The sequence below is a fragment of the Cellulosimicrobium sp. CpK407 genome (genome assembly GCF_051844275.1).
GTDB classification, from domain to species: domain Bacteria; phylum Actinomycetota; class Actinomycetes; order Actinomycetales; family Cellulomonadaceae; genus Cellulosimicrobium; species Cellulosimicrobium cellulans_G.
On the sequence record NZ_JBGNYC010000085.1, the window covers coordinates 1 to 10876 of the forward strand.

General features: G+C 75.4%; 7 protein-coding genes. 2 read left to right on the forward strand and 5 right to left on the reverse strand.

The genetic code is table 11. The features are described 5' to 3' along the window. Positions 1 to 177: 177 nt before the first annotated feature. From ABWU78_RS20635 to ABWU78_RS20655, 5 genes are all read right to left on the reverse strand, one after another. Positions 178 to 1149 carry an alpha/beta hydrolase gene (locus ABWU78_RS20635; RefSeq protein WP_353708434.1) on the reverse strand — a complete coding sequence of 324 codons (972 nt, stop codon included), beginning with the start codon at positions 1147 to 1149 and terminating at the stop codon, positions 178 to 180. Beyond that, a complete protein-coding gene (locus tag ABWU78_RS20640; protein WP_353708435.1) occupies positions 1146 to 2105 on the reverse strand; it encodes a zinc-binding dehydrogenase in 960 nt (319 codons plus the stop codon). Before ABWU78_RS20640 ends, ABWU78_RS20635 begins: the two co-directional genes overlap by 4 nt. Positions 2106 to 2179: 74 nt before the next feature. Further along, positions 2180 to 2890, reverse strand: coding sequence for a maleylpyruvate isomerase N-terminal domain-containing protein (locus ABWU78_RS20645; protein WP_353708436.1), 711 nt, complete (start codon positions 2888 to 2890; stop codon positions 2180 to 2182). 61 nt (positions 2891 to 2951) lie between these two features. After that, positions 2952 to 4211 carry a homoserine O-acetyltransferase MetX gene (gene metX, locus ABWU78_RS20650; protein ID WP_439159366.1) on the reverse strand — a complete coding sequence of 420 codons (1260 nt, stop codon included), beginning with the start codon at positions 4209 to 4211 and terminating at the stop codon, positions 2952 to 2954. A gap of 101 nt (positions 4212 to 4312) precedes the next feature. Continuing rightward, complete coding sequence (locus ABWU78_RS20655; protein ID WP_353708437.1) at positions 4313 to 5650, reverse strand: bifunctional o-acetylhomoserine/o-acetylserine sulfhydrylase; 1338 nt, start codon at positions 5648 to 5650, stop codon at positions 4313 to 4315. Between the two features lie 375 nt (positions 5651 to 6025). Here ABWU78_RS20655 and ABWU78_RS20660 point away from each other — a divergent pair, with 375 nt between their 5' ends. Together ABWU78_RS20660 and ABWU78_RS20665 are read left to right on the forward strand one after the other, a co-directional pair. Beyond that, positions 6026 to 7447, forward strand: a complete 1422-nt coding sequence (locus ABWU78_RS20660) for a C40 family peptidase (RefSeq protein ID WP_353708438.1) — start codon at positions 6026 to 6028, stop codon at positions 7445 to 7447. Between the two features lie 86 nt (positions 7448 to 7533). Beyond that, a complete protein-coding gene (locus tag ABWU78_RS20665; RefSeq protein WP_253052552.1) occupies positions 7534 to 10776 on the forward strand; it encodes a cell wall-binding repeat-containing protein in 3243 nt (1080 codons plus the stop codon). Positions 10777 to 10876 lie beyond the last annotated feature (100 nt).

Below are 10876 nucleotides of genomic sequence, written 5' to 3' on the forward strand. Positions count from 1 at the left end.
ACCCAGATCCAGACCCAAACCCGGGCCGAGACAGAACCCCCTCCCGCAAGACAGAACCCGGCCACGCCAGGTAGAGCCACGGTCACGCGAGGTAGAGCCCTGGTCGCTCCAGGTAGAGCCCTGGTAGCGCGAGGTAGAGCCCTGGTTCGTGGGCTGGACGCCGTGTGGTCGTCGACGTCAGGCCCATCCATAGGCTGCCGACCAGCGCACGATCTCCGTGAAGAACCGTGCCCGCGGCTCGGGGGCGGAGAGCGAGAGGTCGTGCATCCCTCCGGGGATGCGGACGATCGTGACGACTTGGCCCAGGTGCGCAGCGCGGCGCGCCAGCGGCTCGACGTCGAGCACGATGTCGGCGGACCGCATGTCCTCGGACCAGCGGGTGCTGAACAGCGACTTCGCGGCGAGAAGCACGAGCACGGGGCAGTCGATGGCGAGCCCGGCTGCGACACGAGCGTGGCCGGAGATGACGGCACGGAGCCAGCCGGCGCGGACGGGGAACGACGGGACGGGGCGCCAGGCGTCGTCGATCATCCAGGTGCCGTCGTCGCGGTCGCGCAGCGTCCGGGCGTAGTAGCCGGGGTCGACGTTCGGCAGCGGCGTGCGGGGCTGGAAGCGTGCGAGCTGGCGGATCGCGGGGCCCGAGACGGTCCGGGCGACCGACGATCCCTGGAGCTCGAGCCACGGGCTGTTGAGCACGAGCCCCCGGACGGCGCCCGGGTGCCGGTGCGCCCAGAGCGCCGCGACGAGCCCTCCGGTGGAGTGACCCATGAGCATGATCGCGGCGTGCGCGCCGAGGTCCGCCCGGACGACGTCGAGCGCGGCCGCGATGTCGGCGTCGTACTCGGTGAGGTGGTCGGCGTACCCGGGCGTCTGGTGGGGGCGCAGGCTGCGCCCGTACTTGCGGAGATCCACGGCGTAGAACGCGGCGCCGAGCGCGCGCCACGTCTCGGCGAGCTCGGTCTGGAAGAAGTAGTCGCTCCAGCCGTGGACGTACAGCACGGCGCGCGCCGGTCGGATCGGCTCGTCGGTCGCCGGAGCGTGGCGGACGACGGTCACGACGACCTCGCCCTCGTCGTCGGGTTCGAGCTGGACCGTGCGCTGCTCGTACCCGGCGCCGAGGACGTCCGGGCCCCAGTCCGACGACGTCACGGCGTGAGCACCACCTTGCCGAACTGCTCCCCGGCGGCGAGTCGGGCGAGGCCGTCGCGAGCCCGGGTCAGGGGCAGCACCTGGTCGACGACGGGCCGCACCTCGCCCCGGGCGAGGAACCGGAGCAGCGCCGCGAGGTCGTCGCGCGTGCCCATCGTCACGCCCTGGATGCGGATCTCGTGGAAGAACACGCGGGTCAGCTCGGCCGGTGACGCGTCGCCGCTGGTCGCCCCGGCGACGACGACGGTCCCGCCCGGGCGCACCGAGCGCAGCGAGTGGCGCCAGGTCGCCTGGCCCACGGTCTCGACGACGACGTCCACCGGCGCGGGAAGCCGGGCGCCGGGCTCGAACGTCGCCGCGGCCCCGAGCCGGGCAGCACCGGCGCGCCTGGCCGCCGAACGGGAGGTCACCCACATCTCGAGTCCCGCGGCGGCACCCAGGGCGACGGCCGCCGTCGCGACCCCGCCACCCGCACCCTGGACGAGGACGCGGTCCCCGGGTGCGGCACCGCCGGCGGTGAACAGCATGCGGTACGCGGTGAGCCAGGCCGTCGGTACGCACGCGGCCTCGACGAAGGTCAGCTCCGACGGCTTGGGGACGAGGTTGTGGGTCGGGACGGCGACGCGCTCGGCGAGCGTGCCCGGATAGCGCTCGGACAGGAGCGACCGGCGCTCGGTCGGTCCGACGCCGTGCCCGTCCGCGCCCACCACCGCGTGCACGACGACCTCGCTGCCGTCGGGCGCGACGCCCGCCGCGTCCGTCCCGAGGATCATGGGGAGCCGGTCGGCGGGCAGCCCGACGCCGCGCAGCGACCAGAGGTCGTGGTGGTTGAGCGACGCCGCACGCACGTCGACGGTCGTCCAGTGCTCGCGGGCGTCGGGTTCGGGGCGCTCCCCGACGACCAGCCCGGCCAGGGGGTCGTCGGGGTCGAGGTGGTCGGCGTAGGCGGCGAGCATGCCCCCAACCTACGGTCCGGCCAGCGCCGTAACCACGGGAGGCCGCGTGCCGCGCGTCACCCGTCCGGTAGCGGTCAGAGCAGCGGGAGCATCCGGCCGAGGTCGGGCACCGCCTCGGAGGTGTGCACCGGCTCCAGGGCGCGCGCGAGCTCGTCGACGTCGTAGGGGACGCGGCCGCACGCAACCCGCAGCCAGAGGCGGGCGTCGTGGACCTCGAGCGCCCAGCCGCCGCGCGTGACGACGACGCGCAGCAGCTCGGCCGCGACGGCGTCGAGCGCGGCACGGTCCACGGGGTCGGCCGGGACGCCGGGGAACGTGCGGGCGAGGTCGTCGGCGTGCACGACGAGCTCGAGGACGCGCGAGCGCACCATGTCGAGGAGCGTGATGGGCCCCCGTCGCGCCTGCACGACGCGCTCGTCGGCGAGGTCGTCGAGACGCGCGAAGCCGGCGGCGGCGAAGGCCTCGACGTGCCCGAGGCGGTCGTCGGCGATCTGCTCGTCGAGGGCGCGCGTCGCGTGCTCGATCTCCTCCGCGCGCTCCGGGTAGGTGCCGAGGTACTCGGCGAGCGTGAGGGGGACGGTCCCGGCGGGTACCGGCCCGCACAGCGCGAGGGTCTCCATGACGCGGCCGAGATGGGTGACGAGCTCGCCCACGGTCCAGCCGTCGAGCACGCTCGCCCGACCGGCGTCGCGGTCCAGCTCGTCCCCGAGGTCTCGCAGCCACCGGTCGAGCCGGTCCCACTGGGCGCGCAGGTGCTGGGCCGCCTCGGTCACGTCGCTGTCCATCTCCTCATCGTGCCAGGACGGCGCGGGCACGCCCGCCACGGCGCCATCCCGTGGACGGTCCTCAGTCGCGGACGCCGGCCCGTTCCCCGAGGAAGTCGGCGACGATCGGGCCGAGCTGGTCGAACTCGATGAGGAACCCGTCGTGCCCGAAGTCGCTCGTGAGCGTCCGCATCGGCTCGGCTCCGGGGATGCCGGCCGCGATGCGCGCGCAGTCGGCGGGGAGGAAGAGCCGGTCGGTGTCGACCGCGACGACGAGCGCGTGCGCTGTGACCTGGGCGAGCGCCGCCTCGACGCCGCCGCGGTCGCGCCCCAGGTCGTGCGTGAGCATCGACTCCGTGAGCACGACGTACGAGTTGGCGTCGAAGCGCCGCGCGAGCTTGTCGCCGTGGTGGTCGAGGTACGACTGCACCGCGTAGCGCCCGTCGGTGAACGGGTCCTCGCCGCCCTGCGGGAGGCGGCCGAACCGGTCGTCGAGCTCGCGCGCGGACCGGTAGGTGGCGTGCGCGATCTGCCGGGCGATGCCGAGGCCGACGTGCGGGCCCTCGCCGTCCGCGGCGTCGTAGTAGTCGCCGCCGCGGAAGCCGGGGTCGGCACGGATGGCGCCGAGCTGGGGGTGCGCCCACGCGATCTGGTCGCCGGTAGTCTGCGCGGTCGTGGCGATCGCGGCGAGCGAGACGACGTCGATGCCGGCCTCGGGGCCGAGGAGCGCCCACTCGAGGACGCGGTGCCCGCCCATCGACGCGCCGACGACGAACGCCCAGGACGAGATGCCGAGCGACCGCGCGAGCTCGATCTCGACGGCGACCTGGTCGCGGGTCGTGACGCGCGGGAAGCGGCTGCCCCAGGGGAGCCCGTCGGGCGCGGTGGACGCCGGGCCCGTGGTGCCCTGGCACCCGCCGAGCACGTTGGGCGCGACGACGAACCAGCGGTCGGTGTCGATCGGCGCGCCGGGTCCGACGAGCGACTCCCACCAGCCCGCGGTGGCGTGACCCTCGCCCGCGGGGCCGCTGACGTGGGAGTCGCCGGTGAGGGCGTGCAGGACGAGGACGGCGTTCGACCCGTCCGGTGCGGGCGTGCCCCACGTCTCGTACGCGACGCGGACGTCGGGCAGGCGGGCGCCGGACTCGAGGTCGAACGTGCCGACGTCGGCGAAGCGCCGTCGTCCGGCCGGGTCGCCCTCGCGCCACGCTCCCGTCGCCGGGACCGGAGCCTTCACCCGGGCGCGGGACGGCGCGACCCCGTGACCCGCCGCGGCGTCCGCGCGGGGACCGCGCGGACCGTCGGGGGCGGGGGAGAGGAGGTCGTCGTTCACAGGGCTCACCGTCGGCCACTGTACGGCCGGGGCGCGCAGGGCGCCCCGGCTGTCCAGATCCGTCATCGCAGTCCTCGTCGTGGCTCTGCCGCGCGTGCGGGCGTCGTCGCTCAGGCGCCCAGCGACGACTTGGCGGCCGTGAACCCGAGCTCGAGGTCGGCCAGGATGTCGTCGACGTGCTCGATGCCGACGGCGAGGCGGACGAGGCCCGGCGTCACGCCGGACTGCGCCTGCTCCTCGGGCGTGAGCTGGCTGTGCGTCGTCGACGCGGGGTGGATGACGAGCGAGCGCACGTCGCCGATGTTGGCGACGTTGGAGTGGAGCTGCAGCGCCGAGACGAAGGCCTGCCCCGCCTCGCTGCCCCCGTCGAGCTCGAACGCGAGCACCGCGCCGGCGCCGCGCGGCAGGTACTTCTGCGCGTTGGCGTGCCAGGGGCTCGAGGCGAGCCCGGCGTAGTGCACGGTGCGGACGTCGTCGCGCGCCTCGAGCCACTCCGCGACCTTCTGCGCGTTCGCGACGTGGCGCTCGACGCGCAGCGACAGCGTCTCGATGCCCTGCGCGATGAGGAACGCGTTGAACGGGGAGATCGCGGAGCCCAGGTCGCGCAGGAGCTGGACCCGGGCCTTGAGCACGTACGCGAGGTTCGCGCCGAGGATGCCGTCCACGCCGAGGTCGCGCGCGTAGACGAGACCGTTGTACGACGGGTCGGGCGTGTTGTAGTTCGGGAACCGCTCGGGGTGCGCCGCGTAGTCGAACGTGCCGCCGTCGACGATCACGCCGCCGATCGCGGAGCCGTGGCCGCCCAGGTACTTCGTCGCGGAGTGCACGACGACGTCCGCCCCGTGCTCGAGCGGGCGCAGCAGGTAGGGCGTGGCGACCGTGTTGTCGACGATCAGCGGGACGCCGACCTCGTGCGCGACCGCCGCGACGGCTTCGATGTCGAGGACGTCGGCCTGCGGGTTCGGGATCGTCTCGCCGAAGAACAGCTTCGTGTTCGGGCGGACGGCGTCGCGCCAGGCCTGCGGGTCGTGCGGGTCGGCGACGAACGTCGTCTCGACCCCGAGCTTGGCGAGCGAGTACTGCAGGAGGTTGTAGGTGCCGCCGTACAGGCTCGGGGAGGCGACGACGTGGTCGCCCGCCTCGGCGACGTTGAGGATCGCGAACGTCGTCGCGGCCTGCCCGGACGCGAGGAGGAGCGCGCCGACGCCGCCCTCGAGCGACGCGATGCGGTTCTCCACGACCTCCTGGGTCGGGTTGCCGATGCGCGTGTAGATGGGGCCGAGATCCTTGAGCGCGAAGCGGTCGGCGGCCACGGACGCGTCGGGGAAGACGAACGACGTGGTCTGGTAGATCGGGAGCGCGCGGGCCCCGGTCGTCGGGTCGGCGGTCTGGCCGGCATGGACCTGGCGCGTCTCGAAGGACCAGGCGGGGGCGTTCTCGGTGCTCATGGTGCTCTCCTGCGGGGTGGTGGGGTGGGACGACGGCGCACGGCGCGCCGGACGGGCTGGTGCGGCGCGGGCGAGAGGCGGGAGGCCGGCCGTCGACCGCGGCGAGGGGCGCACACGGGACGGGATCGCCACGGCGAGATCGTCGTCGACGACGGCTCGCGGGCAGGCGAACGTGTGCGGTGGTCAGCGACACATTCGACGGGACATGCTCGTGAGGCTAGGCCGGATCCGCACTGCCCGACAGAGGCGTCTCGCGATGCGAGACCACATCCTGAGAAGCTCGACCGCTCTCCGATGGCGCATCGCGGACGTTCTGGGCAGACTCGTGCGGGTGCTGTCAACGGGACACGCCGAGCGAGCGGTCGAGGAGGTGCGATGGGCGACGTGACGTCGGCGCGCGACGCGCGGCCGGAGATCGCCGACGGGGCGCGGCGACGCCCGTCGGCCGGGCCCCGCCGCCTCGCCTCCGCGACCTCGGCGGGCCTGCTCGCGCTCGGGCTCGCCGTCGGGCTCGCGCCCTCCGCGTCCTCCGACCCGCCGTCCGACGACGACGTCCGCGCCGCGCACGAGGCCGCCGACGGCGCGGCCCGTGACGTCGCGACGGTCGAGGGCGAGCTCGCGTCGCTGCGGGACCGGCAGTCCACCGCCGAGGCAGCGGTCGAGACCGCGGCGGAGGAGTACGCGGCGGCGCAGGACGCGCTCGCCGCGGCCGACGCCGAGGTCCGCGACGCGCAGGAGGCGCTCACGACGGCCCGGGCGGGCGAGACGGATGCCCGCGCAGCCGTGGGTGCGCTCTTCCGCGCGTCCCGGCAGGGCTCCACCGACCTCGACGCGCTGCGCGCCGTCCTGCACGCGGACGGCGTGGACCAGGTCGTCGAACGGGAGAACGCCGAGCGCGTCGCCGGGCGCACCGCGGGTCGGGCGGTCGACGCCCACGCGACCGCGCGCGCCCTCGCCGACACCGCCCGCGCCCGGTCCGACGCGGCGCTCGCGCACCAGAGCGAGGTCGAGGACCGCGCCCGCGACGCGCTCGCCGCCGCCCAGGTCTCGTCCGACGCGCTTGCCGACGCGGTGCAGGAGTCCGCGGCCCGTCGTGAGGCGCTCCTCGCCGAGCTCGCCCGCGCGCGGGCCACGAGCGTCGACGTCGAGCGCCAGCGCCAGGACGCCCTCGACGCCCAGGCCGCGAGCGAGCGCGAGGCCGCCGCCCGGGCCCGTGCGGAGGCCCCGGCGACGGGAACGTCGTCGGCCGCGCCCGCGGCACCGCCGGCGAGCAGCCCCGCCCCGGCGAACCCCGCGCCCGCGCCGGCGAACCCGGCCCCGCCCGCACCTGACCCGGCGCCGAACCCGGCCCCGGCGCCGAACCCGGCCCCCGCGCCGACGCCGGACCCGCCGCCGGTCGTCACGCCGCCCCCGGGGACCGGCGTCGGCAGCGCCGCGCAGGGTCAGGCCGCGGTCGCGTGGGCGCGTACCAAGATCGGCGCCCCGTACGTGTTCGGCGGCACCGGGCCGGGCTACGACTGCTCGGGACTCACGTCGCGCGCCTGGGCCGCGGCGGGCGTCGACATCACGCGCACGTCGCGGTCGCAGTACCAGCGCGTGCAGAAGATCTCCTACGACCAGCTCCGGCCCGGCGACCTGATCTTCTACGCCAACGACACCTCGAACCCGTCGACCATCCGCCACGTCGCCCTGTACACCGGGAACGGCATGATGATCGAGGCCCGCCAGCCCGGCAGCCCCGTGCACGAGGTCGCGATGCGTTGGGCCGACGCGATGCCCTACGCGGGCCGTCCCTGACCGCATCGGCGTCCCGCGGGGCCGCGTCTTGCTCGACGCGGGACCGGTGCTCTACGTTTCCGTCATCCTGACCAGGAGGGGGATCCGTGAGCACTGCTGCGCACGAGCACACCGACCGATCGAGCGCACAGGGAGCACGGGCCCGCATCCGACGACGCGCGCGACTGACGGCCCTCGCCACGGCTGCCCTCGTCGCGGTCGGGATCGTGCCGGGACCGGCGGTGACGACGGCGGCGGCGACCGAGCACACGGAGGTGGTGCCCGTCCCGAAGCTTCCGGGAGGGCGACTCCAGGCGTGGGGCGACCCGCAGCGCCGGACGGCGGGCGAGCTCGACGTCCCGCCGCTCCCCGAGGGGCTGGACTACGTGGACGCGGCCGCCGGGCACGGGTTCGGCCTCGCGCTGCGCAGCGACGGCCAGGCGGTGTCGTTCGGCGCCTACAGGGGTTCGCCCGTCACGGTCCCGGCGCTGCCGGACGGTGTCCGGTACGCGGCGGTGGGAGCGGGGGAGCACGGCATCGCGTACTTCCTGACGACCGCTGGTGACGTCGTCGTGGTCGGCGCGCGGCCGGACGGGGCGGGAGAGGACGCCGTCCCGTCCCTGCCGAGCGGCGTCTGGTACACGGAGGTCGCCGCCGCCTACCGGAAGTTCGCCGCCCTGCGCAGCGACGGGACGATCGCAGCATGGGGAGACGACTCGACGGAGGTCCCGGCGCTGCCGGACGGGCTGCGCTACGTCGACCTCGTGGCGGGCGAGTACCACTTCCTCGCGCTGCGCTCCGACGGGCGCGTCGTCTCCTGGGCGACCCGCTCCTGCGGCGAGGGCGACCTGCCGGTGTCGGCGTCGAGCCCGTACGTGGCTCTCTCGGCAGGGATGGACACGTCCTTCGCGCTCCGTTCCGACGGTTCGCTCGTGCGGCGCGGATGCGGTGCTTCCGTCGTCCAGGACGGCCCGGTGCTCGACCCGGGTGAGCGCGCCGTCGCCGTCACGGCCACGTACCGCCACGGCTTCGTCGTCACGGACCAGGGCAGGCTGGTCTCGTGGGGCGCGCCGCTCTACGGGTACTCCGTCCCCGAGCGTCCGGCGGGCGAGTCGCCCGTGGTCGACGTCGCGGCGCAGGCCTGGGGCCTGGGGGCTGCCGAGAGCCTCGTCCTGACGCTGACCGCTCCCGAGTCCGCGACCGTGCCGGACGCCCCGGTGCGCGACGAGCTGCACCCCGGTGCCGCGGGCGTCGTCGTGTGGGGAGCGCGGCCCGAGGACGAGCTCCCGCCGCCGCTGCCGACCGGGGTCCGCTACACCGGCGTGAGCGTCGGACCGGAGCAGGTCGTCCTGGTCCGCTCCGACGGCGGGGCGGTGGGATACGGCGACGACGCGGCGGGAGGGAGCAGCATCAGGGTGCCGACGGGGAGCCGCGTCGTGGACGTCTCCGCCGGGACGACGCACGCCGCGTTCATCACGGCGCGTCCGGGTGGGCCCCCGGAGACCTACCTCTCCTTCAGCGGGCGCGGAAGCGACCATGTGATGGACGACGACGTCGCGGTCGAGGCGGGGGACGGCGTCTCGCTGCTGCTGTCGAGCGAGGGGGCGACGGACAAGGGGGCCGTGTCCGTCCACGGCCCGTCCACGTCCTCCTGGCTCCCGCTCCCGGAGCAGCCGGTCCAGGTCCCGACGGTCGACGTGTCGCTCGGCACCCGGCACGCGCTCCTGGCGCGAGCCGACGGGACCGTGGCGGGCTGGGGAGACCCGGCGGAGGGCGCGACCGCCGGGCAGCAGCCACCCGCAGGGCTCAAGTTCGTCCAGGTGGCCGCCGGCGAGGGGTTCTCTCTCGGGCTCCTGTCGGACGGGACGCTGCGGGGGTGGGGGCGTGACACGTTCGGCCAGGCGAGCCCGCCGGCGCCGCCGCGCGGAGAGCGGTTCGTCGCCGTCGACGCCGGGCGCGACCACGCCGTCGCCCTCGTCTCCGACGGCTCCGTGGTCGCCTGGGGCCGTGACGACGCGGGGCAGGCCTCCGTCGAGGGTGTGCCGGCGGGCACGCGATTCTCCGCGGTGTCCGCGGGCGGGGACACGACGGCTGCCATCGTCGGGGAGCAGGCGGCGGTCGAGCTGTCGGCTCCCTCGCACTGGCCGGCGGACGACGCGCTCCCGCTGGCCGCGACCGTGCGGGCGGACGGCGGTCCTGCGGAGGGCGACGTGGCTTTCGTGGTCGACGGCCGGACCGTCGCGGTCGTGCCGCTGCGTGACGGGACCGCCGTCGTGCGGGCCTGGCCGGGGGCGACCGAGGCGCCGGAACGCTCCGTGCAGGCCGTCTATCTCGGGGCGCCGGGTGTCGCGCCGTTCTCGGCGACGGCCGCCGTCGGCGTCGGTGCCCGCTCTGCTCCGCAGCCCTCGGCAACCTCTGCGACCCCGACGGTCGATCGGCTGCAGGGCAAGGACCGCTACGCGACGGCGGTCGCCGCGACGAGCGAGCTCGGCCCGGACATCCCCGTGCTGTACCTCGCGTCGGGCGAGGCGTTCGCCGACGCGCTCTCCGCCGCCCCCGCGGCCGCGTACGAGGGCGGAGCGCTGCTCCTCACGCGTCGTGACGCGATCCCGTCCGTGGTCGAGCAGGAGATCCGGCGGCTCGCGCCGCGGAGGATCGTCGTCGTCGGGGGACCGGGGGCAGTCTCCTACGCGGTCGAGTCGCGTGCGGGGACGCTCGCCCCGGTGGTCTGGCGGTACGCAGGGCAGGACCGGTACCAGACGTCCCGACGAGTCGTCGAGCACGCGTTCGGGACTCAGGTCGGGGGAGTGGTTCTCGCCGACGGAAGGTCGTTCCCCGACGCGCTCGCCGCCGGGGCTGCGTCCGGGGCGTCCGGCGTCCCGGTGCTCCTCGTCCCCGGGAACGCGACGACTCTCGACCCCCGGGTCGTTCAGATGTTCCAGACGCTCGGCGTCCGGGGCGTGACCGTCGTCGGCGGGTCGGGCGCGGTGAGCCCGGCGCTCGAGCACGCTGCCGGACGAGTGCCCGGTGTCGTCGGGACGGAGCGCCTGGGCGGGGCCGACCGGTACGCGACGGCGATGGCGGTCAACGACGTCGTCTTCGGCACGTGGCACGATCAGGGAATCTGGTCGCCAGCGGCCGCCAACCTCGCCGCAGGGTCCGACTTTCCCGACGCGCTCGCGGGAGCCGCTGCGGCGGGCCTCCGGCGCGAGCCGCTCTTCGTCGTCCCGTCGAGGTGCCTGCCGCCCGCAGTCCGGACGGCTCTGCGCGCCACCGAGGTCGCGCACGTGCGCCTCTACGGCGGCACGGGGTCGCTGTCGCCGGCGGTCGAGCGTCTGGAGCAGTGCTGAGGCGAGCGTGCCTTCCCGGGCGCGGCCCGTCCCGCGCCCGGTGACGCACGACGGCGGCCGCTCACCTCCACTTCTCGCTCGCGAACATCGCCGGCATGTC